The following is a 23,256-nucleotide window of genomic DNA, read 5'->3' on the forward strand; positions in this document are numbered from 1 at the left end:
CCTACCGCCGGTGAGGCAGAATCGACCAACGATGAGCACCTACCGCGACCTCACGGCCCCCATCGGCTCCCGCAGAGCCACGGTCCTGCGCACCGTGGGCACCCGGGAGCGCCGTTCGCACCTCACGGCGCCCCGTGTGCCCACGGTCGGCATCGACATCGGCGGCACCAAGGTGATGGCGGGCGTCGTGGACGCCGACGGCAACATCCTGGAGCGGCTGCGCACGGAGACCCCGGACAAGTCCAAGAGCCCCAAGGTCGTCGAGGACACCATCGTCGAACTGGTCCTGGACCTCTCCGACCGGCACGACGTGCACGCGGTCGGCATCGGCGCGGCAGGCTGGGTCGACGCCGACCGCAACCGCGTCCTGTTCGCGCCCCACCTGTCCTGGCGCAACGAGCCGCTGCGCGACCGCATCGCCGGCCGCCTCGCGGTCCCCGTCCTGGTCGACAACGACGCCAACACCGCCGCCTGGGCCGAGTGGCGCTTCGGCGCCGGGCGCGGCGAGGACCACCTGGTCATGATCACGCTGGGTACGGGCATCGGCGGCGCGATCCTGGAGGACGGCCAGGTCAAGCGCGGCAAGTACGGCGTCGCCGGCGAGTTCGGCCATATGCAGGTGGTGCCCGGCGGCCACCGCTGCCCGTGCGGCAACCGCGGCTGCTGGGAGCAGTACAGCTCCGGCAACGCCCTGGTCCGCGAGGCCCGCGAGCTGGCCGCGGCCGACTCCCCGGTCGCCTACGGCATCATCGAGCACGTCAAGGGCAGCATCGGCGACATCACCGGCCCGATGATCACCGAGCTGGCCCGCGAGGGCGACGCCATGTGCGTCGAACTGCTCCAGGACATCGGCCAGTGGCTCGGCGTCGGCATCGCCAACCTCGCCGCCGCCCTCGACCCGTCCTGCTTCGTCATCGGCGGCGGCGTCTCGGCCGCCGACGACCTTCTGATCGGCCCCGCGCGGGACGCCTTCAAACGCCACCTCACCGGCCGCGGCTACCGCCCCGAGGCCCGGATCGTCCGCGCCCAGCTCGGCCCGGAGGCCGGCATGGTCGGCGCCGCCGACCTGGCCCGGCTGGTCGCCCGCCGGTTCCGGCGCGCCAACCGCCGCCGGGTGGAGCGTCACGAGCGCTACGAGCGGTACGCGGAGGCCCGGCGCACCGCCGGGGAGGCGCGATGACGATGTCGCTGCCGCGGCAGACGGCGTCCCCGCACCAGCCGGCGCCCCGGCGGGTCGAGACCCGCCGGCAGCGCAACCGGCGCCGGGCCATCACGCTGATCACCATCGTGCTGCTCATCGGCGTACCGGCCGGCTATCTGCTGTGGTGCGCCCACCAGAGCCGCAGCAGCGGCCGGGACAAGGCCGCCAAGTACGCGGCGACCGGACTCACCCCGACCTACCCGGCCAAGGTGCAGCGCCGCCTCTACCAGGTGCCGGTGCCGCACCCCGCCGACCGGCTCGCCTCCTACGAGACGAACAACTGGCGCACCAGCCGCCTCTACGTCCAGTTCCGCACCACCCAGGCCGGCCTCGACACCTTCCTGGACGCCATGGGCGTCAAGCGGAGCGATCTCAAGAAGGGCGCCGTCACCTTCAGCGCCCGCGACCGCCAGGTCACCGGCTGGAACTTCCAGGGCCCCGGTGCGTGGTGGGGCCTCAGCCACAGCCAGAAGAACCCCGCCCCCAGCCAGGACGTGATGGTCAACCTCGCCGACCCGGTCCTGCCGATGGTCTACGTCGTCTCGCGCACCGTGCCGTAGCCGGCGGCCCGCCGCGCGGGCCGTACGGCCGGCCGTGGACCGCCGCCGGAGCCGATTGTCAGACCCCGCCCGTAGAGTCGAAGACGACTGACTCGACCAGCGAGCGAGCGGAAGACGGCAGGAGGTGACAGGGGTGACGGCACGGATGAGCGGGACGGCGGCGGGGACGACCACGACCGGTGCGACGGCGACCGCGGACGCGGGGATGATCGGGGCGGCGCGTACCGCCGGCGCCGCACCGGCCGGTGCTGGGGCCGCCGGTGGCGCGGACGCGGTGTCCGTGCGGCTCGCCGCCGTCTTCCTGCCCGCGCCGCTGCCGCGCGACAGCCGCATCGCCTTCTGGGACCCGGACGGCGAGACGTTCCCGCACTCGGCGGGCACCGACGCCGCCGAGGGCGGCGGCCTCCCGCCGTGGAACGGCCCGGACGGCGAACCGCCCACGGAGACGGACCTCGCCGCCGCCGGCCCGCCCGCGCCCGGGGACCTCACGGGCGCCGACCGGTCCGAGGCGGGTGGCCTCCCGGCGGATGGCCGGTCCGCGGCGGATGCCCCCTCCAGCGGCGGTGCGCCCGCCGGGGGCGGCTCCCCGGACGCCGACCGGTCTGCGGCGGGTGGCCTTCTGGCGGACGGCCGGTCCGTGGCGGAGGACTCCTCCAGCGGCGGTGCGCCCGCGCCCGGGGACCTCACGGGCGACAACCGGTCCGCGGCGTTCGGCTCCCCGGACGACGGCCGGTTCGTGGCGGGCGGCTTCCCGGCAGACGGCCGATCCGTGGCGGAGGGCCTCGTCGGCGGCGGTGCGTCCGCGGCGGTCGGTTCCCCGGACGAGGGCCGGCTCGTACGCACCCGGCTCACCGTCGTCCGCCCGCACGGGACGGGAGTGCGCCGCAGGACCGCCCCGGCCCTCACCCTGCCCGTCGGCGACGCCCTGCCCCACCTCGTGCGCGCCCGACGCGACCCGGCGGCCCACCCCGCCACCGCCTGCTGGGGCGCCGCCGCCCTGCACGCGCTGCGGCTCACCGCCCGCGGCCGCCTGCTGCCCGGCCTGACCGCCACCGGGCACGACGCCTGGCGCGCCGGCCCCCTCGACCCGGACGACATCGCCCACCTGCGCGCCATCGCCGCCGCGCTGCCCCACGAGGGCCACGCGGTCCCGCTGCCCGGCCCCGGCCCCCTCCGGCTGCCCGAGCCCGAAGCGCTGCTGCGCGCCTTCCTCGACGCCGTCGCCGACACCCTGCCCCGCACCCCGGCCGCGCCGCACACCAGCGGGAAGCCCTTCGCGGACCGCCGCCCGCAGCACCTGCCGGGCGCCCGCGACTGGGCGGCCGAGGTCGCCGCCGGGATGGACGCGGGCGTACGGATCTCGCTGCGCCTGGACCTGTCGGCCTACGACCTGTTCGACGGCGACGAGGGACAGGCCCCGGGTGACGGCGCGCACCGCAGGGCGGGCGCGGCCGTCGTCCAGGTGCACAGCCTCGCCGACCCCACCCTCGTCGCCGACGCGGCGGCCCTGTGGGCGGGCGAGGCGGACGCCGCGTTCGGCCCCCGCGCGCGCGTGGACGCCGCCCTGGCCGTACGGCGCGCCGCGCGCGTGTGGCCGCCGCTGGACCGGCTCGCCGAACAGGAGACGCCGGACGTCCTCGCCCTGTCCGAGGACGAGGTGAGCGAACTGCTCGGCGTGGCCGCGACCAGGCTCGCCGCGGCCGGCGTCGCCGTGCACTGGCCGCGCGACCTGGCGCAGGACCTCACCGCCACCGCGGTGGTACGGCCCGCGCCCGGCTCCGCCACCGACGGCACCGGCTTCTTCGAGAGCGAGGAACTGCTCCGGTTCCGCTGGCAGCTCGCGCTCGGCGGCGATCCGCTCACCGACGCCGAGATGGACGCCCTCGCCGAGGCCCACCGCCCGGTCGTCCGCCTGCGGGACAGCTGGGTGCTCGTCGACCCCGCCCTGGTCCGCAAGGCCCGCAAACGGGACCTCGGGCTGCTCGACCCGGTCGACGCGCTCTCCGTGGCGCTCACCGGCACCGCCGAGGTGGACGGCGAGACCGTCGAGGCGGTGCCGACCGGCGCGCTGGCCGCGCTGCGGGACCGCATCACGGCCGGCGTACGGCCCGCCGAACCCCCGCCGGGCCTCGCGGCCACCCTGCGCGACTACCAGCTGCGCGGCCTGGCCTGGCTCGACCTCATGACCTCCCTCGGCCTCGGCGGCTGCCTCGCCGACGACATGGGCCTCGGCAAGACCGTCACCCTCATCGCCCTGCACCTGAAGCGGGCGCACGACGACCCCACCCTCGTCGTCTGCCCCGCCTCCCTGCTGGGCAACTGGCAGCGGGAGATCACCCGGTTCGCGCCCGGCGTCCCCGTCCGCCGCTTCCACGGCCCCGACCGCACGCTCGACGGCCTCACCGGCGGCTTCGTGCTCACCACGTACGGCACCATGCGCTCGGCCGCGGCCACCCTGGCCGAACACCGCTGGGGGATGGTCGTCGCGGACGAGGCACAGCACGTCAAGAACCCGTACTCGGCGACCGCGAAGGCCCTGCGCACGATCCCGTCGCCCGCGCGCGTGGCCCTCACCGGCACCCCCGTGGAGAACAACCTCTCCGAACTGTGGGCCCTCCTCGACTGGACCACCCCCGGACTCCTCGGCCCCCTGAAGTCCTTCCGCGCCCGCCACGCGCGCGCCGTCGAGAACGGCGAGGACACCGAGGCGGCGGAGCGGCTGGCCCGGCTGGTGCGCCCGTTCCTGCTGCGCCGCCGCAAGTCCGACCCCGGCATCGTCCCCGAGCTGCCGCCCAAGACCGAGACCGACCACCCGGTCCCGCTCACCCGCGAACAGGCCGCGCTGTACGAGGCGGTGGTGCGCGAGTCGATGCACGTCATCGAGACGGCCGAGGGGATGGCCCGGCGCGGCCTGGTCCTCAAGCTGCTCACCTCGCTCAAGCAGATCTGCGACCACCCGGCCCTGTACCTGAAGGACGGGCCGCCTCCGGAGGGCGGCGGCCGGCCGGGCGGCGACCCGGCGCGCCGCTCGGGCAAACTCGCCCTGCTGGACGAGCTGCTGGACACCGTCCTCGCCGAGGACGGCTCCGCCCTGGTCTTCACCCAGTACGTCGGCATGGCCCGCCTGATCACCGCGCACCTCGCCGACCGCGCGGTCCCGGTCGACCTGCTGCACGGCGGGACGCCCGTCCCGGAGCGCGAGCGCATGGTGGACCGCTTCCAGGCCGGCGAGACGCCCGTGCTGGTGCTGTCCCTGAAGGCGGCGGGCACCGGCCTGAACCTCACCCGCGCGGGCCACGTCGTCCACTTCGACCGCTGGTGGAACCCGGCGGTGGAGGAACAGGCCACCGACCGCGCCTACCGCATCGGCCAGACCCAGCCCGTGCAGGTGCACCGCCTCATCACCGAGGGCACCGTGGAGGACCGCATCGCCGAGATGCTCGCCGCGAAGCGGGCGCTGGCCGACGCGATCCTCGGCACCGGCGAGTCCGCCCTCACCGAGCTGACCGACCGTGAACTGTCCGACCTGGTCTCGCTGCGGAGGGAAGCCTGATGGAGACGCGGGTGCCTTTCGAGCGGCCGGGGCCGGGCGAGCGGTCGGCGCCCACTGAGCTGCCGTCCGCTGAGCCGCCGCCCGCCGAGCCGTCCGTGGCGGGGGCCGCCGCCTCGGGCACCGGACCATCGGGGCCGGACGCCGAGGGCCACCAGGAGCCGGGGGAGGCCGTGGAGAACGCGGAGGCCGTGGAGAACACGGAGGCTGGGGCGAACACGGAGGCTGGGGCGAACACGGAGGCTGCGGAGGCCGCGGAGGAGCGGGTACCGACGGGCTGGGCGTCCGGCCGCGCCTCGGCGGACGCGGACGGGCCGCTCGGGCCTGTCCGGGCGGAGGCCGATCAGGCGGCGGGTTCCGCGTCGGCGTCGGCGGGGGCGGACGATGCGGCCGGTTCCGCCTCGGCCGAGGCGGAGCGGGCATCCGGTTCTGTCCCGGCGGCGCGTCCCGGTGATGTGGCGCGTGAGGCCCTGCGCGCCGCCCGGGAGCAGCAGTCGCCGAGCGGTGCGGCGGGGGAGCGCGGACCGGCGGCGGGGACCGCCGCCGCACGCGAGGCCCGGCCCGGCGACGCCGCCCGCGCCGCCCTGCGCCGAGCCGTCTCGGCCCGCCGGGGTGAGGCCGTGGGCAGCGGCGACCCGGCGGTACCGGCCGAATCGGCCGCACCCGCCCCCGCCGAACGGGCGGCTCCCGCCCCCACCGAACCGGCGGCCACCTCCCGGTCCCGTGGCCGGGCCGCCCGTCCGGCCGACGTGGCCCGCGAGGCCCTGCGCGCGGCCCGCGCCCGGAACGAGGCACAGACCGAGCGACCGGCCGAGGAACGGACCGAGGCGCGGCCCCCGACACGCACCCCGGCGGCGCAGGCCGCCGGGGCGGCCACCACCGACGCCGCCCGTCCGCGCCGCTCCGCGCCCCGCGTCGGCCGCCCCCGAGGCGACGCCTCGGGCACCGACGCTGCCGGTGCCCGCCGCCCGGGCACTGTGGGCGAACTGCTCGCGGGCGCCTTCCGCACGCCGTCCACACCGAGAGGGACGGCCGAGCGGGGGAGCAACGAGCGCGGGGATCACGAGCGCGGGGACCACGAGGGAGGCGCATCCTCCGGCCCCGGACGGTCGTCGGCCGGCACGACCGACACCACCCGGCCCGCCGCACGCACCACGGACACGGACCGCCACAGCGGCACGGGCGCCGCACCCCGCCGGGCCGCGGCGGTGGACTCGGTCGGGGGAGTGTCCGACACGGGCTATGACTCCGGTGCCGAGCACCGCCGTGCCGCTGTGGCGGACACGGCCGAGGGAACCTCCGTCCCCGGTGACGGCTCGGACGCAGTGCATCGCTGGGCCACGGCGGCAGGCTCGGCCGACGAGGCCCCCGTCCCCGGCGACGATTCGGATGCCGTGCATCGCCGGGCCACGGCGACAGGCTCGGCCGATGAGGCCTCCGTCCCCGGCGACGGCTCGGATGCCGTGCATCGCTGGGCCACGGCGGCAGGCTCGGCCGATGAGGCCTCCGTCCCCGGCGACGGCTCGGATGCCGTGCGTCGACGGGCCATGGCAGCGGACCTGGCTGGGGGAGCCTTCGGCCTTGGCGGCGGTTCCGTTGCCGTGCCCAGCCGGGCCAGGGCGGCAGGCTCGGCCGGGGGAGCGTCCGTCCTCGGTGACGGCTCCGACGCCGTGCGCCGCCCCGCCGTGGCGGCAGCAGACCCGGCCGACGAAGCCTCCGTCCCCGGCGACGACACCGCCGCCGCCCGCCCCGGCGCTCACCCGAGCACGTTCCGCACCGCGTCCGACCCCGCCCCCGGCGCGCGCCCCGCGCCCGCCCCCGCTTCCGACCCGGGCACCTCCGCCGCGCACCCCGCCCACGCCCCCCGGACGCCGCCGGTCCCCCGGACCATGGCCTCCCCGCACAGGGACGGCGAGCTGCGCCGTACCTTCCCGGCGCTTCCCGCCCGGCCCACCGCCGAGGCCGAGGGAGCGGGCTTCGCCGAGACCTGGTGGGGCGAGGCGTGGCTCACCGCGCTGGAGGAGGGCGCGCTGGACGCGGCGCGGCTGGCCCGCGGGCGCGGTTACGCCGAGCGGGGCCACGTGGACGCCATCACCGTGACGCCCGGCCTGGTCCTGGCGTACGTACAGGGCAGCCGCCCGCGCCCGTACCGGGTCCAGGTGCGGGTGCGGACGCTGGGCGACGCGCAGTGGGCCCGCTTCCTGGACGCGGCGGCCGACCGCCCCGGACACATCGCCGCGCTCCTCGACAAGGAGATGCCGCAGACCCTCGCGGACTGCGGGGTGCCGCTGCTGCCCGGCCCCGGCGATCTCGAACCGCACTGCAGCTGCCCCGACCGTGGCCACCCCTGCAAGCACGCGGCGGCCCTCTGCTACCAGACGGCACGGCTGCTGGACGCCGACCCGTTCGTCCTGCTGCTGCTCCGCGGCCGGGGCGAACGGGAACTGCTGGACGCCCTGTCCCGGCTGAGCGCGGCCCGTGCGGCCCGCGCGGCGGGGGACCGGCGCCCGGACGACCTGCCGGGCGTACGGGCCACCGAGGCCCTCGCGCCCCGCACGCTTCCTCCGCTGCCCGCCCCCCTGCCGCCCCCGCCGCACCCCGAGCAGCCGCCGGCGTATCCGGCGGCGCCGGGCGGCCCGGACCCGTTCGCGCTGGACCAATTGGCCACCGACGCGGCCGCCCGCGCCCACGCCCTGCTCACCACCGGCCGCGACCCCGTGGGCGGGCTGACGCTGTGGCAGGACGCGGTACGCCTCGCCGCCGCCCGCCCCGGTTCCGGACTGACCGCGGCGACCCGCGCCCTGTACGCCTCGCTCGCCGCGGCCACCGGACGCACGCCGAACGAACTGGCGCGCGCCGTGGCCGCCTGGCGGCAGGGCGGCCTTGCGGGACTCGCCGTCCTCGAAGAGCCGTGGGACCCGCCGGCCGGCCGCTTCGACCGGGCCCGCCCGCTGCTCCTCGCCGCCGACCTGCCCGCCTTCCGCCCGCACCGCAACCGGCTCACCCACCCCGGCGGCCACCTCCAGCTCCGGCTGGGCCGGGACGGCCTGTGGTACGCGTACGAGTCCGAGCCCGGCCGCGAGGACTGGTGGCCGCGCGGCACCCCCGACCTGGACCCGGTGGGCGCCCTGACCGCCCTGGCCACGCCCGCCGGCCTCTGACACCTCGGCCGCCACCCGGCGGCCCGCCCGGCTCCTGTTCACGGTTCGCGCGTAGTCCTCCGGCTGGTGCGCATGGTCCGCCGGGGTGATGTGCGGTTCCCCCGGCGCCGGACGAGGCGTACCCGGGGGCGGCGCAGGCGCTCCTCGCGGTCATGGGTGGCGTGGCCGCGGTCGCGCGCCTGGTACCCGCCCGGACGGGAAGGCGTTTATTGGATCGATCCATTCAAAACCTGCTACGCTCGTTCCATGGCCCGACCGAGGACGTTCGACGAGGAACGGGCCCTGGACGCGGCGATGCGCACGTTCTGGGAGAAGGGCTACGAGGCCACCTCCACACAGGATCTGTGCGACGCCACGGGGCTGGGGCGCAGCAGCATCTACAACACCTTCAAGAGCAAGCACGATCTCTTCGAGCGTGCGCTGGCCCGCTACATCGACTCCATGACGAGCACCCAACTGGCCGTCCTGGAGGAGCGGCGGCTCACCGCCGCCGAGCGCATCCGCACCCTGCTGGCGATGGTGGTCGACGGCGAGACGGAACACCGGGCGGGCGGGCGCAGCCTCGGCTGTCTGACCGTGAACACCACGGTGGAACTGGCCGCCCGGGACTCCCGGGCGGCGGGGATGCTGGAGCGGGACACCGCGCGCCGGCTGGCCGCCCTGCGCGCGGTGCTCGAAGAGGGCCGGCGGGACGGGAGCATCACGTCCCGCCGGGACGCCGGAGCGCTGGCCCGCTTCGTCAACGCGGCGATCGGCGGCATGCGGATCTCCAGTCAGGGCGGCGCCGACCGGTCCGCGCTGGAGTCGATCGCCGACGTCACCCTGGACGCCTTGACCGCCTGACCGTGAGCGCTGCCCGGCCCGGGCGGCGCCTTCCCGTACCCAAGTTTTGAACTGATCGATACATAACGAAAGCGCCACACCGTCCGGCCGTGCGGCCGGACGGCCCGACCGAAGGAGACGGACACCGTGCCTCGCGCCGTATACGTCCTGGCACTCGGCATCTTCGCCATGGTGACCAGTGAGTTCGTGGTCGCCGGGCTGATGCCGCAGATGGCCGACGGCCTGAACGCGACCATCCCGCAGATCGGATACCTCATCACCGCCTTCGCGGTGGCCATGGCGGCCGGCGGGCCGTTCCTGACCGTGGCCGTCATGAAGCTGCCGCCCCGCACGGCGCTGATGGCGCTGTTCGCGATCTTCCTGGCGGGCAACGTGCTGGCCGCCACCGCGAGCGGCTACGCCACGATGATGGCCGCGCGCATCGTCACCGGCATCGCCTCGCAGGCCTTCTTCGGAGTGGGCATCTCCCTGTGCGCCCAGATCACCCGGCCCGAGGTCCGCGGCCGCGCGATCGCGGTGGCGATGAACGGCCTGATGCTCGGCACCCTGCTGGGTCTGCCCATCTCCACGCTCGTCGGCGAGCACTTCGGCTGGCGTGCCGCCTTCTGGACCATCACCCTGATCACCGTGATCGCCGCGGTGGCCACCCTGTTCGGCGTGCCCCGCATCGAGCGGGCCCAGGGCGGCGGCGGCTTCCGCGAGGAGGTCGGCGTCTTCCGCAAGCCCAGGCTGTGGCTGGTGCTGTCCACCAGCACGCTCATCATCGGCGCCACCTTCTCGGCCTTCAGCTACTTCAACCCGATCCTCACCGACCTCGCCGGCTTCTCGGCCGGCACCGTCCCCGTCCTGCTGATCGCCTACGGCGCCGCCACGGTCGTCGGCAACAATGTCGTCGGCCGCTTCGCCGACAAGCACACCGTGCCCGTGCTCGCCGTCGGCCTGGTGCTCAACACCGTCTTCCTGGCCGGCTTCGCCCTCCTGGCCGACCTGCCCGTCCCGGCGATCATCTGCATGATGGGCATCGGCCTGGTCGGCGTCACCATGAACCCGGCCATGGCCACCCGTGTGCAGCGCACCGGCAACGCGGGCCCGCTGGTCAACACCGTCCACTCCTCCTTCATCACCCTCGGCATCATCCTGGGCTCCTCCATCGGCGCCGTGGTGATCGACGTCTGGGGCCTGCGCGCGCCGCTCTGGCTGGGGGCGATCATGGCCGTCGCCGGCCTGGCCACCGTCCTGCCCGACCTGGCCCGGCGCCCCGCTCCGGAGCCGGCCCCGGTGGCCCCGGCCGCCGGGGCCCCCGCCAAGCAGGCCGAGCAGGTCTGAGCGGGTCCGCGTCCCCACGGGAAAGGGCGGCCGGCATCCAGCCGGCCGCCCCGTCGCGCCCGTTCGGCGCGGGCGACGCCGCGGGAAGCCTGCTCGCAGAGGCCGCCGCCCTGGCGGAGGAGGCCGGCCTGACGGTGCTGCGCGGCCTGCGGGAGGACGCCGACGTCCACGACCGTCCCGTCGTCGTCCTGCTGGACGACACCCACTGCTCGGACGAGTCGGATGTCAGGGCACTGACGCGGACGACCCTGAGGGGCGCGGGACAGCCCGTGATCTGGTGCACGACCCGGCGCTGGGGGCGGCCCGACAGCCCGCTGGACATCGCCCTGGGCTCCCTGGACCTGCCCCACCGGCTGTTCCGGCTGCGACCGCTGGACGAGGACGCGATCCGGCGGATGGCCTGCGACCTCCTGGGCGCCGAACCGGACGAGGAACTGGCCCGGTTGGTGTCGTCGGTCTCCGGCCATCCCCAGGCGCTGCGCACCCTCCTCGAAGGGCTCATGGACGAGTGCGGCGTGGACATCGACGTGAACGCCCGGCTCCGGACCGCCTGCCTGCCGGAGAAGTTCAAGGGACTCGTACGGCTCCGCCTCCAGGACTGCTCCCCGTCCTCCACCCAGCTGCTCCTCGTCGCTTCGGTCCTGGGGACGCATCTGATCTTCGGAGAGCTGATCGAGGTCCTCGGCCAGACGGCGTCACAGCTACTGCCGGAGAACTACCACCTCCGCAAGATCTTCCAGGCCCTGTCGATCCGCTCCCGGACCGATCTCGTACGACTCGTCCACACGGCCGTCACCGGCGGCCCCGGCCCCTCGCACCGGGCGGCGGACACCCTGACGACCGCGCCGACCGGGCCCGGGACACGGTGACCGGTCACATGGAGACCGGGTCCTCGCCCGACCGAGGGGTGACGAACCCCGGCCGCGAACGCCCGCCCGAGCGGCCGACCCGCCGCACGAAGGAACCCTTCGGTGGGCCATACTTCCCCGATGAGTTCACGGACCTCCCCGATCAGCCGGCCGGTCAGGATACGGAGGGCCGTCGCGCGGGATGCCAGACGGCTGACGCGGCTCGTGCGTGGCTCAGGCGCCTACCAGGGCAAGTACGCATCCGCGGTCGCGGGCTACCGGGTCGGCCCTGACTACCTCGAGGCCCACCGCGCCTTCGTAGCCGTCGGCGCCGACGACCAGGGCGACCGGGTCCTCGGGTTCTACTCGCTCGTTCTCGCTCCGCCGGAGCTCGACCTGCTGTTCGTCGCCGACGAAGCACAAGGACGGGGCATCGGACGACTGCTCGTCGCGCACATGCGGGGCGAGGCCCGTGCCGCCGGGCTCGACCGTGTCAGGGTCGTGTCGCATGTCACCGCCGAGGACTTCTACCACCGCGTCGGCGCAGTGCGGATCGGGACCGCGTTCGCGAACCCGCCCGCCGTGCCGTGGGATCGTCCCGAACTCGAGTTCCGCATTCCGTCGGAATGACGCGGTGTGCCGGCCGGAGAGGCGCCGGCCTCGCCTGCGGGGCGGCTTGCGGGGGCCCGCCGCCCCGCCCGGCACCCCGCTCGTCCGGCCCGATGCGTGGCTCGACAGCTCGCCCGTGGAGCGGGGCCGTTCGTCAAGGAGAACGGTCGTTCCAGGCCGACCCGCCTCCGGCGCCCGTACGCAGAGGCGATCGATACCGGCGGCCGATACCGGCGGCGCGAGAGTGCGCCCTGTGTTAGTGTCATGCGTTTGCGTGGTCGTCGCGGTGGGCGATCCTTCCTGTTCGGTTCCGCTTGCGTGCGGGCTGTTCCGTCCCGCCGGGCCTTCCTCGGTACGTTCCCCTGCGGAAGGCTGTTCATGAAGCACCCCGATGACCGCGGCATGGCCCGCGGCGGTCCCGCCCAGCCCGGGGCCACGACCCCGGTGGCGCCCCCGGCCGTCTCCTTCGCCGGTCTGGAACTGCCGGTGGAGGTGCTGCGGACACTGAGCGACCTCGGGGTGCGCGAACCCTTCCCGATCCAGGCCGCCACCTTGCCGGACGCCCTGAAGGGGCGCGACGTGCTGGGACGCGGGCGCACCGGATCGGGCAAGACGCTCGCCTTCGGCCTGCCGCTGCTGACCCGTACGGCAGGAAGGCGCGCCGAACCGAAGCAGCCCCTCGCCCTGATCCTGGTGCCCACCCGCGAGCTGGCCCAACAGGTCGCCCAGGCGCTCGCGCCGTACGCCGAGGCACTGCGGCTGCGGATGGCCACGGTCGTCGGCGGAACGTCGATCGGCCGGCAGGTCGCCGCGCTGCGCCAGGGAGCCGAGGTGGTCGTCGCCACCCCCGGACGCCTGCACGACCTGATCGAGCGCAATGCCTGCCGCCTGGGACGGGTCGGAATCACCGTGCTGGACGAGGCCGACCAGATGTGCGACCTGGGGTTCCTGCCGCAGGTCGCCGACGTGCTCGACCAGGTGCACCCCGACGGTCAGCGGATGCTCTTCTCGGCCACCCTGGATCGCGACGTCGATCAGCTGGTCCGCCGCTACCTCCACGACCCCGTCGTCCATTCGGTCGACCCGTCCACGGGCACGGTCACGACGATGGAGCACCACGTTCTGGTCGTCCACGACCCTGACCGCTACGCCGTCATCACGGAGATCGCCGCCCGCGACGGCCGCGTCCTGCTGTTCCTCGACACCAAGCACGCCGTCGACCAGCTCACCCGGCATCTGCGGGCCAGCGGGGTGCACGCCGGGGCCCTGCACAGCGGCAAGTCCCAGCCGCAGCGCACCCGGACCCTGGCGCAGTTCAAGAACGGCCAGATCACCGTTCTGGTGGCGACCGACGTCGCGGCCCGTGGCCTGCACGTCGACGACCTCGATCTCGTGGTCAACGTCGACCCGCCCACCGATCCCAAGGACTATGTGCACCGGGCGGGCCGCACCGCCCGCGCCGGCGAGTCCGGCAGCGTGGTCACGCTCGTGTCGGCGGGCCGGCGCCGCGAGACGAGCCGCATGATGGCCGGGGCCGGCATCGAGCCGACCGTCACCAAGGTGCGCTCGGGCGAGGCGGAGCTGAGCCGGATCACCGGCGCCAGGGCTCCCTCCGGGATCCCGCTCGACGGTGGGCCCGCCGTCCCCCGGCCCAAGAACACCAACGCCCCCTTCCGCGGCCTCGGCACCAGCAAGGACGCCTCCCGCGGCGCCGGCGGCAAGTCCCGGAAGGCCGGCGAGGCCCGCAAGCTCGCCGAGGCCCGCAAGGCCGCCCTGGTGCGTCGCAACCGAGCGGGATGACCTTGCCGGCCCCTCGCGCCCGCCCGGCATGACAAGCTGTGCCTGCCCACCCCCGAACCCAGGAGGTCACCATGACCGCAGAGCCCGAATCCACGGAAGGCTCGGAGCCGATCGCCCCCGAGACGTCCTCTCTGACGCCGGACGGCAACGGCGACTACGACCTCAAGCGCAAGTTCCGCGAAGCCCTGGCGCGCAAGCGCGGTGCGCAGGCGGACGCCGCTGATGTCGCCGCCAAGTCCGATGCGTCGAAGGTGCGTTCGGCGCACGGCCCGGCTGCCGGCCAGCGGTCGTTCAGGCGCAAGAGCGGCGGCTGAGCACGCGGCCGGTGCCGCGCACCCGGCGCGCCCCGGTACCGCTGTGAGGATCGACCGCGGCTGTCCGGCGTGACGGTGGGCGGCCGCGTGGCGAGGACGTTCGTTCCCCGCCCCGCTGTGCCGGATCGACCCACAGTCGGTCGCGTTCCCGGCCGCGGTCGCCTTCGTACCCAGCCGCGACGCGCAGGTGGCGGCCTGCCCCGAGCGGACGCTGTCCGATCCGGTGCGCCCTCTGTGGGCGGGGTGCACCGCTGTGTCGCCGTTTCCCCTGCGGCCCGGTCCGGGCGTGCCCGGCCCCGACGCCCGCGGTCCGCCGGCGGACCGCGGGCATCGAGGCCGGAGTCGGCTCAGGCGTCGATGATGACGGGGATGATGAGGGGCTTGCGGCGGTGGGCGCGGAACGCCCAGTTCGCCACCGCGCGGGCGATGAGCTGTTCGAGCTGGCGCGCGTCCCCGACGCCCTCCTCGGCCGCGGTGGCCAGGGTCTTCTCGATGACGGGGACGACCGGCTCGAAGGTGCTCTCGTCGTGGACGAAGCCGCGGGCCAGGAAGTCCGGCGCCTCGGCGAGGGCGCCGGTGTCCGCGTCGACGATCGCCACCACCGTGACCACGCCCTCGGCGGCGAGGGCGAGGCGGTCCTTGAGGGACGCCTCGGTGGCGCCGCCGACCTCCATGCCGTCCACGTAGACGTTGCCGGCGGGGACCTTGCCGGTGATCGACGCGCGCCCGTCGACGAGGTCGACGACGACGCCGTCCTCGGCGATGACGACCCGGTCGGGGTCGACACCGGTACGGATGGCGAGGTCGGCGTTGGCCCGCAGGTGGCGCCATTCGCCGTGCACGGGCATGACGTTGCGGGGTTTGACGATGTTGTAGCAGTAGACGAGTTCGCCGGCGCTGGCGTGCCCGGAGACGTGCACCTTGGCGTTGCCCTTGTGGACCACGTGGGCGCCCCACCGCGTGAGTCCGTTGATCACTCGGTAGATGGCGTTCTCGTTGCCGGGGATGAGGGAGCTGGCGAGCAGGACGGTGTCGCCCTTGCCGATACGGATCATGTGGTCGCGATTGGCCATCCGGGACAGCGCGGCCATCGGTTCGCCCTGGGAACCGGTGCACACCAGAGTGATCTTGTGGTCCGGGAGCTTCTCCAGCTCCTTCGTGGTCACGACCAGACCGGAGGGGACCTTCAGATAGCCGAGGTCACGGGCGATGCCCATGTTGCGGACCATCGACCGGCCGACGAAGGCGACCTTGCGGCCGTACTGGTGGGCGGCGTCCAGGACCTGCTGGATGCGGTGCACATGGCTGGCGAAGCTGGAGACGATGACCCGGCGCGGCGCGGTGCGCATCACCTGCTCGATCGCCGGATTCAGCTCACGCTCGGAGGTGGTGAAGCCGGGGACTTCCGCGTTGGTGGAGTCGGTGAGGAACAGGTCCACACCCTCCTCGCCGAGGCGGGCGAAGGCGCGCAGATCGGTGATGCGGTCGTCGAGCGGGAACTGGTCCATCTTGAAGTCGCCGGTGTGCAGCACCATCCCGGCCCGGGTGCGGATCGCGACCGCGAGGCTGTCGGGGATGGAGTGGTTGACCGCCACGAACTCGCAGTCGAAGGGTCCGAAGCCGCGCCGGTCGCCCTCCCGCACCCGCACCGTGCGCGGCCGGATTCCGTGTTCCTTGAGCTTGGCCTCCAGGAACGCCAGCGTCAGTCTGGAGCCGACGACGGGAATGTCGGACCGCTCGCGCAGCAGGTACGGCACGCCGCCGATGTGGTCCTCGTGGCCGTGGGTGAGGACCATGGCCACGATGTCGTCCAGCCGGTCCCGGATCGAGGTGAAGTCCGGCAGGATCACGTCCACGCCGGGCTGGGTCTCCTCGGGGAACAGCACGCCGCAGTCGACGATGAGCAGCTTGCCGGCGTGCTCGAAGACGGTCATGTTGCGGCCGATCTCCCCCAGGCCGCCCAGGGCCGTGACCCGCAGCCCTCCTTCGGGAAGGGGCGGCGCGGCTTTCAGCTCGGGGTGCGGATGACTCATACCTTGACGGTACCTGGAGAACGGGGCCCGTGATCCACTCGGAGTAGTCGAGACGGGGGCGACGCCCAGGAGCGAGTGGCTGCGTTCGCGCCGCCGGCGCCCGGCCGCAGGCTTCCCCGATCCGGCCGTGTCCTGGCCGAACCGGGTGATCCGGCTCCCTGACGAACCCTGTCCGACGGGCGCCGTTCAGGCGACGGCGGGCCCGCCCGGCCGCGCCCGGTCATCGGGATCGCCCGGTCATCGGGATCGCCCGGGTGGTGGGGAGCCCGTGGCAGGGGAGAGGCCTCGCCACCGAAGCAGCCCGAGGACTCAAGGGCGATGCCCCGCCGGCCGCGGCGAGCCCACGCCGCGTTGCGACCGTACCGTCATCGCGCCGCGAGCGTCAGGCGGCCGCCGGGTTCCCCCGGCCGTGTCAGACCTCGTGAGACGTGAGAGGGTCTACGGCGTGAGTGAGACACCGTCGAACACCCTGCAATACCGCTTTGACGGGCCGGAAGAGGCTCCCGTCCTGATCCTCGGTCCCTCACTGGGCACCACATGGCACATGTGGGACCGGCAGGTCCCGGAGCTGACGCAGCAGTGGCGCGTCTTCCGGTTCGACCTGCCGGGCCACGGCGGCGCTCCCGCGCACCCGGCCGGCTCGGTGACCGAGCTGACCGCGCGGCTGCTGGCCACCCTGGACGCGCTCGGCGTGCAGCGCTTCGGGTACGCCGGCTGCGCGCTCGGCGGTGCGGTCGGCGTGGAACTGGCCCTGCGCCACCCCGAGCGGCTGGCCTCGCTGGCGCTGATCGCCGCCTCGCCCCGGTTCGGGACCGCGGACGAGTTCCGCCAGCGCGGGGTGATCGTCCGCACCAACGGCCTCGACCCCATCGCCCGCACCTCCCCGGACCGCTGGTTCACCAGCGGCTACGCCGCCGCGCAGCCCGCGATCACCGACTGGGCCGTGCAGATGGTGCGCACCACCGACCCCGGCTGCTACATCGCCGCCTGCGAGGCGCTGGCCTCCTTCGACGTGCGCGCCGAACTCGGGCGGGTCGGCGTGCCGACGCTCGTCCTGGTCGGCTCCGAGGACCAGGTCACCGGACCGGCGGAGGCGCGCACACTGGTGGCCGGCATCCCCGACGCCCGCCTCGCGGTGGTGCCCGGCGCCTCCCACCTGGTCCCGGTGGTGCAGCCCGCCGCCGTCACCGACCTGCTGGTGCGGCACTTCTCGACCGCCTGGCAGCCCGCGTTCGGATCGAGCACGGGCCAGCTCGCCGTCGTGGCGCCCCCGCCCCGGCCCGTCCCCGTCGCGCCGCCGCAGGCCCCGCAGACCGCGCCCATCGCCGAGATCGCCCCGATCGCGGCGCCGCCCCGGCCCACGGCCGGCGCGGACCCGTACGAGACGGGGCTCAAGATCCGCCGTGAGGTGCTCGGCGACGCGCACGTGGACCGGGAACTGGCCCGCGCCGACGAGTTCTCCGGCGACTACCAGGAACTGCTCACCCGCTCCACCTGGGGCGGCGTCTGGGACCGGCCCGGACTGGACCGGCGCACCCGCAGCTGCGTCGCCCTCGCCGCCCTGGTCGCCGGCGGCCACGCCGAGGAGCTGGCCGCCCACACGAGGGCCGCCCTGCGCACCGGGCTCACCCCGGACGAGATCAAGGAGGTGCTGCTCCAGACGGCCGTCTACTGCGGGATGCCCGCCGCCGGTACCGCCTTCCGGGTGGCGCAGCAGGTCATCCAGGAGGAGACCACCCCCACGGAGTGATCCCCACCTGAGCCCCATGGAGTCCCACAGAGCGATCCGCCTCCGGCGCTCCCGTCCGATGGCTGAGCCCCTTCCGCCTCCCGTAACCGGGTACCCGGACCACCAGGTCGACGTGCCCGCGCCGCGGGGAGCGCGGGGGAGGATGGGAAGCATGAAGCTCACGAAGAAGTCGCACTCCTGTGTGGTCCTCGACAAGGACGGGCGCCGGCTCGTCATCGACCCCGGCGGGTTCAGCGAGGAGGACGCTGCGGCCGGCGCGGACGTCCTCCTGATCACGCACGAGCACCCGGACCACTTCGACGAGGGCCGGGTGCGCGCGGCCCTGGAGGCCCGGCCGGACGCCGAGGTGTGGACCCTGAAGTCCGTCGCGGACCAGCTCGCCCCGGCCTTCCCGGGCCGCGTCCACACCGTCGGCCACGGCGACGCCTTCACCGCCGCGGGCTTCGACGTGCAGGTCCACGGCGAGCTGCACGCGGTGATCCACCCGGACATCCCGCGCATCACCAACGTCGGCTACCTGATCGACGGCGGCGAGGTCTTCCACCCCGGCGACGCGCTCACCGTGCCCGACCGGCCCGTCGACACGCTGATGCTCCCGGTGATGGCCCCGTGGAACAAGATCTCCGAGGTGATCGACTACGTCCGCGAGGTCAAGCCGCGGCGCGCCTACGACATCCACGACGCCCTCCTCACCGACCTCGCCCGCCCGATCTACGACCGCCAGATCGGCGGCCTGGGCGGCGCGGAGCACCTGCGGCTGACCCCGGGGGCCTCGGCGGAGCTGTGAGGGCGCCGGGCGCGCCCGGCGGCTGACCGTACCGGCCGGGCGGCGTACCGGGCGGTGGGCGCACCGGCGGCGGGCGTACTGGGCCGACCGGGCCGGGCGGCGTACCGGGGAGGGCGGGCCGGCCGGGCTGAGCCGCGTACCGGCGGCGTTGTCGGTGCCGCCCGGTAGGTTGGTGGGCATGCGCATCGCCACCTGGAACGTGAACTCGATCACCGCCCGACTCCCGAGGCTGCTGGCCTGGCTGGAGAGCAGCGGCACCGACGTGCTGTGCCTCCAGGAGGCCAAGGTCGCCGAGGACCAGTTCCCGGCCGAACAGCTGCGCGAGCTGGGCTACGAGTCGGCGGTCCACGCCACCGGCCGGTGGAACGGTGTGGCGGTGCTCTCCCGGGTGGGCCTCGCGGACGTGGTCAAGGGCCTGCCCGGCGACCCCGGTTACGACGGCGTCCAGGAGCCCCGCGCCGTCTCCGCGACCTGCGGCCCGGTCCGCGTCTGGTCCGTCTACGTGCCCAACGGCCGGGAGGTGGACCACCCGCACTACGCCTACAAGCTCGAATGGTTCGAGGCGCTGAAGGCGGCCGTCGCGGGCGACGCGGCCGGCAGCCGCCCGTTCGCCGTCCTCGGCGACTACAACGTCGCGCCGACCGACGATGACGTGTACGACCGGGCCGCCTTCGAGGGCGCCACCCATGTCACCCCCGCCGAGCGCGCCGCGCTGGCCTCCCTGCGCGAGGCGGGCCTCGCCGACGTGGTCCCGCGGCCGCTGAAGTACGAACACCCGTTCACCTACTGGGACTACCGCCAGCTCTGCTTCCCCAAGAACCGCGGCATGCGCATCGACCTGGTGTACGGCAACGAGCCGTTCGCCAAGGCGGTCACCGACGCCTACGTCGACCGCGAGGAGCGCAAGGGCAAGGGCGCCTCGGACCACGCGCCCGTGGTCGTGGACCTCGACGTCTGAGAGCGACACCGGCGTCCGGCCTGTGGTGTCCGCGGCCGCTCCGGTGTCACGCTGGGTCCATGAACATCCCGTTTATGGGCAACTGGCGCAAGAAACGCGGTCCGTCCCTCGGCGTCGCGGTGCTCGTCGCGGGTGACGAGCACCCCGGCCCGGAGCACCTCGCCGACCTCCTGGGCGCCTGCGAACTGCTGCGCGCGCAGGCCGCCGAGGCGGGCGTACGGCTGGACGAGTCGGCGGCCTCGCTGGAGGCGCTCGACCAGATCATGCCGGCCTGGCGCGACGACCCCGAGAAGGTCTCGGACCTCGGCAACGACGCGGGCCTGTACCTCGGGACGGTCGTCGTGCGCACCGTACCCGGCGCGGTCTGGGCGCTGTGGCCGAACGGCCACCCCGTCGTACGGCTCGCCTCCGGACGGGAGTTCGACGTGGTCGAGGCAGGTCTGGCCTGGGCGGACAGCGGCGTCCCCGAACTCTCCCAGCTCTACGCGGAGGTGGCCGAAAGCTGATCTGGGGACCCGAATCGCCGACCGGCGGGTCCGGCGGATGCATCCTCGACTACGATATGCCGTTCACGGCCGTCGCAGGGGCAGCGGTCCACAAGAGCCATACCCGGCCGGCGGCAGCCGGAGATCACTGCTCGGGCGGCGGAGACACGGTCCAGTGCCGTCCGTCCACGAGGAGAAGGTCAGCTGCGCGCCGGGCGGGATGTGCTCGTCGTCGCGTCGGCCGAGGGTTCCGGTTCCGGCAGCGGAGTCCGGGCCGCCCGGGTCACGTCCGCCACCAGTTCGACCACGTCCGGGCCGTACGCCTGGGAGTTGACCACCTTCAGCAGCAGTACGAACGAACCGCCGCCGTACTTGCGCGCCAGCCGCTCGTGATGGCGGGCGAGATAGCGGGTGGCGGCCTGGTTGTCGATGGCGCGCTGGCCGCAGAACAGGAAGACGGGGCGGTTGCCGAAGCGGCGTTCCCCGGCGACGAGCCGGGCCAGGATGACGTACTCGCTGCGGCCCGCCTCCACCCGGTAGCGCTCCCCGCCGATGACGAACGCGCCCCGGTCCGGCCCGGCTTCGGCCTCCACGTTCACCCGCACCCCGGGCAGCAGGGAGGACAGGTGCGCGGCCATGCGGCGGTTGGAGGCCGGTCCGCCCACGCAGAACTCGGTCCGCTCACCGAAGCCCTGCTGGGCCGCGTCGTGCGCGACGACCTGCACGCCGGCGTTGCACTCCTTGACGAGCGCCGACAACTCCAGGAGCGCGAAGACGTCGTGGCGCATCACCGTCAGTTCGGTGCCGCCCGCGTCCCGGTTGACCACCAGCAGCGACTCGGAGTTGTCGGGCAGTCCGAAGAAGGCCTGCTTGCGGCGGAGTCTGCGCCGCCACAGGAAGGCGCGGGCCAGCCAGCCGAGCGAGGCGCTGACGCCGGCGGCGATCACACCCAGGACGATGTTGCGCACGTCGTCGTTCATGGGCGCGCATGGTAGCGCCTCGCCAACGGGTCGCGCCGTACCGGTGTTCGAGCCAGGTGCCGTACCGGTGTTCGATCCGGTTGACCCGATCGGACGCGTCCCTGATGCGCCTGACGGGATCATGGCAATGAATTAAGCTGCGCGCACGGTCAGGCAACCGAGCTGCGAACCAGCGTGGAGGTGCGGATGCGTCGCCCTGTCGCACGGAAACTGACGGTCCTGGCGGTCTCGGCCGCCGTGGTGTCGGTGGGGGCGGCGGCGCCGCCCGCCGCGCACCCGGGCGGCGGACCGGCGCCGGCCCCCAAGGCGCCGGTGGCCACCGGGTACGGCGGAGCCGTCGCCAGCGTCGACGCGGACGCCACCGCGGCCGGCATCGAGGTGCTGAGGAACGGCGGCAACGCCGTCGACGCGGCCGTCGCCACCGCCGCCGCCCTTGGCGTCACCGAGCCCTACTCCGCCGGCATCGGGGGCGGCGGCTACTTCGTCTACTACGACGCCCGCACCCGCACCGTCCACACCGTCGACGGCCGCGAGACCGCCCCGCTGAGCGCCGACTCCGGCCTGTTCCTGGAGAACGGCAAGCCGCTGTCCTTCGACACCGCCGTCACCAGCGGCCTGAGCGTCGGCACGCCCGGCACCGCCGCCACCTGGCAGACCGCCCTCGACCAGTGGGGCACCCGGCGGCTCGGCACGGTCCTGAAACCCGCCGAACGGCTCGCCCGCGACGGCTTCACCGTGGACGACACCTTCCGCTCCCAGACCGCCGCCAACGAGACCCGCTTCCGCTACTTCCCCGACACCGCCAAGCTGTTCCTGCCGGGCGGTCGACTCCCCGCCGTCGGCTCGACGTTCAAGAACCCCGACCTCGCCCGCACCTACGACGAGCTGGCCCGCAAGGGAGTCGGGGCCGTCTACCGCGGCGACCTCGGCGACGACATCGTCAAGACCGTCAACCACCCGCCCGTCGCCCCGGGTTCGGGCTGGGACGCGCGCCCCGGCAAGCTCAGCCGGAAGGACCTCGCCGCCTACCGCGCCAAACTCCAGGCGCCCACCCGGGTCTCCTACCGCGGTCTGAACGTGTACTCCATAGCGCCTTCGTCCTCCGGCGGCACCACCGTCGGCGAGGCGCTCAACATCCTGGAGCGCACCGACCTGACGAAGGCGAGCGAGGTCCAGTATCTGCACCACTACCTGGAGGCCAGCCGGATCGCCTTCGCCGACCGCGGCCGCTGGGTCGGCGACCCCGCCTTCGAGAACGTCCCCACCAAGCAACTGCTCTCCCAGAAGTACGCCGACTCGCGCGCCTGCCTCGTCCAGGACGACGCCGTCCTCACCAGCCCCCTCGCCCCCGGCGACCCGCGCCACCCGAAGGCCTGCGGCACCGGCGACAAGGCGGCCCCGACGACCTACGAGGGCGACGACACCACGCATCTGACGGTCGCCGACCGGTGGGGCAACGTCGTCTCCTACACCCTCACCATCGAGCAGACCGGCGGCAGCGGCATCACCGTCCCCGGCCGCGGCTTCCTGCTCAACAACGAGCTGACGGACTTCTCCTTCAGCCCCGCCGACCCGGCCGTGCACGACCCCAACCTGCCCGGCCCGGGCAAGCGGCCGCGCTCCTCCATCTCGCCGACGATCGTCCTGGACGCCCACAACAAGCCCGTGGTGGCGCTGGGTTCGCCCGGCGGCGCGACCATCATCACCACGGTGCTGCAGACCCTGACCAACTTCCTCGACCGGCGCATGCCGCTGGTCGACGCCATCGCCGCACCCCGCGCCAGCCAGCGCAACGCCGCCCAGACCGAACTCGAACCCGCCCTCTACGACAGCGCGTTGCGGGGCAAGCTGGAGGCGATCGGCCACTCCTTCAAACTCAACCCCGAGATCGGCGCGGCCACCGGCGTCCAGCGCCTGCCGGACGGCCGCTGGCTCGCGGCGGCCGAGAAGGTCCGCCGTGGCGGCGGCTCGGCGATGGTGGTCCGCCCGGCGCCGTGACGCGCGGACGGTCGTGCCCGGCGGCGCAGTCTCCGGACGGCCGCGCCCGGCGC

At 74.4% G+C, this 23,256-nt stretch carries 17 protein-coding genes; 15 read left to right on the plus strand and 2 right to left on the minus strand.

Translation table 11 applies throughout. The features are described from left to right. The first annotated feature begins 31 nt into the window (after positions 1–31). The 10 genes from K7787_RS07400 to K7787_RS07445 all read left to right on the plus strand — a co-directional run bounded on the left by K7787_RS07400 (position 32) and on the right by K7787_RS07445 (position 14,212). Positions 32–1,180: an ROK family glucokinase gene (locus tag K7787_RS07400; protein WP_019985080.1), complete on the plus strand. Its 1,149-nt coding sequence runs from the start codon at positions 32–34 to the stop codon at positions 1,178–1,180. Beyond that, positions 1,177–1,761, plus strand: a complete 585-nt coding sequence (locus tag K7787_RS07405) for a hypothetical protein (protein WP_009191405.1) — start codon at positions 1,177–1,179, stop codon at positions 1,759–1,761. Before K7787_RS07400 ends, K7787_RS07405 begins: the two co-directional genes overlap by 4 nt. Before the next feature lie 145 nt (positions 1,762–1,906). After that, the gene (locus K7787_RS07410) at positions 1,907–5,314 is read left to right on the plus strand and encodes an SCO1167/SCO6262 family helicase (protein WP_223000940.1); all 3,408 of its coding nucleotides are present in this window, start codon (positions 1,907–1,909) and stop codon (positions 5,312–5,314) included. Between the two features lie 1,544 nt (positions 5,315–6,858). Continuing rightward, a complete protein-coding gene (locus tag K7787_RS31640; protein ID WP_372456619.1) occupies positions 6,859–8,472 on the plus strand; it encodes an SWIM zinc finger family protein in 1,614 nt (537 codons plus the stop codon). A gap of 246 nt (positions 8,473–8,718) precedes the next feature. Further along, complete coding sequence (locus K7787_RS07420; RefSeq protein WP_223000898.1) at positions 8,719–9,315, plus strand: TetR/AcrR family transcriptional regulator; 597 nt, start codon at positions 8,719–8,721, stop codon at positions 9,313–9,315. 126 nt (positions 9,316–9,441) lie between these two features. Further along, positions 9,442–10,641, plus strand: coding sequence for an MFS transporter (locus tag K7787_RS07425; protein ID WP_223000899.1), 1,200 nt, complete (start codon positions 9,442–9,444; stop codon positions 10,639–10,641). 134 nt (positions 10,642–10,775) lie between these two features. Next, on the plus strand, positions 10,776–11,510 hold the full coding sequence (locus K7787_RS07430; protein ID WP_223000900.1) for a hypothetical protein: 735 nt from the start codon (positions 10,776–10,778) through the stop codon (positions 11,508–11,510). Between the two features lie 120 nt (positions 11,511–11,630). After that, a complete protein-coding gene (locus K7787_RS07435) occupies positions 11,631–12,119 on the plus strand; it encodes a GNAT family N-acetyltransferase (protein WP_223000901.1) in 489 nt (162 codons plus the stop codon). Positions 12,120–12,476: 357 nt separating this feature from the next. Beyond that, positions 12,477–13,898 (plus strand): DEAD/DEAH box helicase, encoded by a 1,422-nt coding sequence (locus K7787_RS07440; RefSeq protein WP_223000902.1) that lies wholly within the window; start codon positions 12,477–12,479, stop codon positions 13,896–13,898. Positions 13,899–13,969: 71 nt separating this feature from the next. Beyond that, entirely contained in the window at positions 13,970–14,212 is a 243-nt protein-coding gene (locus K7787_RS07445; protein ID WP_164389295.1) for a DUF5302 domain-containing protein, read from the plus strand. Positions 14,213–14,559: 347 nt separating this feature from the next. Here K7787_RS07445 and K7787_RS07450 read toward each other — a convergent pair whose 3' ends face one another. Further along, entirely contained in the window at positions 14,560–16,245 is a 1,686-nt protein-coding gene (locus K7787_RS07450) for a ribonuclease J (RefSeq protein WP_043261489.1), read from the minus strand. Positions 16,246–16,690: 445 nt separating this feature from the next. On the opposite strand from K7787_RS07450, the gene pcaDC reads away from it, so the two are divergent. The 4 genes from pcaDC (at position 16,691) to K7787_RS07470 (ending at position 20,246) form a co-directional block, all read left to right on the plus strand. Further along, positions 16,691–17,995, plus strand: a complete 1,305-nt coding sequence (gene pcaDC, locus K7787_RS07455) for a bifunctional 3-oxoadipate enol-lactonase/4-carboxymuconolactone decarboxylase PcaDC (protein WP_223000903.1) — start codon at positions 16,691–16,693, stop codon at positions 17,993–17,995. Positions 17,996–18,146: 151 nt separating this feature from the next. Continuing rightward, positions 18,147–18,782 (plus strand): MBL fold metallo-hydrolase, encoded by a 636-nt coding sequence (locus tag K7787_RS07460; RefSeq protein WP_223000904.1) that lies wholly within the window; start codon positions 18,147–18,149, stop codon positions 18,780–18,782. A gap of 178 nt (positions 18,783–18,960) precedes the next feature. Then, complete coding sequence (locus K7787_RS07465; RefSeq protein WP_043261491.1) at positions 18,961–19,740, plus strand: exodeoxyribonuclease III; 780 nt, start codon at positions 18,961–18,963, stop codon at positions 19,738–19,740. Positions 19,741–19,799: 59 nt separating this feature from the next. After that, positions 19,800–20,246 (plus strand): DUF6278 family protein, encoded by a 447-nt coding sequence (locus K7787_RS07470; protein ID WP_027758632.1) that lies wholly within the window; start codon positions 19,800–19,802, stop codon positions 20,244–20,246. 179 nt (positions 20,247–20,425) lie between these two features. On the opposite strand, the gene K7787_RS07475 is transcribed toward K7787_RS07470, so the two are convergent. Next, positions 20,426–21,205 (minus strand): hypothetical protein, encoded by a 780-nt coding sequence (locus tag K7787_RS07475; protein ID WP_009191419.1) that lies wholly within the window; start codon positions 21,203–21,205, stop codon positions 20,426–20,428. A gap of 186 nt (positions 21,206–21,391) precedes the next feature. Here K7787_RS07475 and ggt point away from each other — a divergent pair, with 186 nt between their 5' ends. After that, complete coding sequence (gene ggt / locus K7787_RS07480) at positions 21,392–23,203, plus strand: gamma-glutamyltransferase (RefSeq protein WP_223000905.1); 1,812 nt, start codon at positions 21,392–21,394, stop codon at positions 23,201–23,203. Positions 23,204–23,256: the final 53 nt, after the last annotated feature.

Origin of the sequence: Streptomyces sennicomposti, from assembly GCF_019890635.1 — a bacterium.
Classification (GTDB): Bacteria; Actinomycetota; Actinomycetes; order Streptomycetales; family Streptomycetaceae; genus Streptomyces; species Streptomyces sennicomposti.